Annotated in this window: 2 pseudogenes; both read right to left on the minus strand. The window is 66.1% G+C overall.

The window, feature by feature from the left end:
* Nucleotides 1-186 (minus strand): annotated as a pseudogene (locus ACT6QU_RS19540) (MFS transporter); the annotation flags it as partial.
* A gap of 59 nt (nucleotides 187-245) precedes the next feature.
* Nucleotides 246-513, minus strand: a pseudogene (locus ACT6QU_RS19545) (transmembrane anchor protein); the annotation flags it as partial.

Below are 513 nucleotides of genomic sequence, written 5' to 3' on the forward strand. Positions count from 1 at the left end.
CGGCACGCCGATGTAGGCCACCATCTTGATCGCCATCGCCGTGCCGAGCACCGCGCCGGCCTTCGCACCTGCGATCTCGTAGGCGAGCAGTCCGAGCGCAACGGTCGCGAGTCCGGTCCCGACGAGCGCGATGATCTGCGCGAGGAAGAGGTGGCGATAGGTGCGGTTCGCAAGCACGTCGAGCATAGGATAGACCCTCGTTGGAACCTCCGGCCGCGCGTGCCGACCGGAGGTCCGGTGCCGCGTCAGGCGACGCGACGGATGTCTGTATAGGCGCCTTCGGTGCGCAGCGTAATCGTCACGGGCGCGCCCGAGCGGTTGCGCCAGAACCAGCCGTGCTTGCCGTCGAAGGCGGCGACAAGTTCGCCCTTTTCTCCGGTCGATTGCTTGCCCTTGCCATAGCTATGATAGTCGACGCCCGGCGCGTCGGCGTGGGTGTCGAAATTGACATGACCGCCCTCGACCGACCAGTCGAAGGCGATCTTCGCGTCCTTCGCCATCACGGCCTTGACC

Origin of the sequence: Aliihoeflea sp. (assembly GCF_052435475.1) — a bacterium.
Lineage (GTDB): Bacteria > Pseudomonadota > Alphaproteobacteria > Rhizobiales > Rhizobiaceae > Aliihoeflea.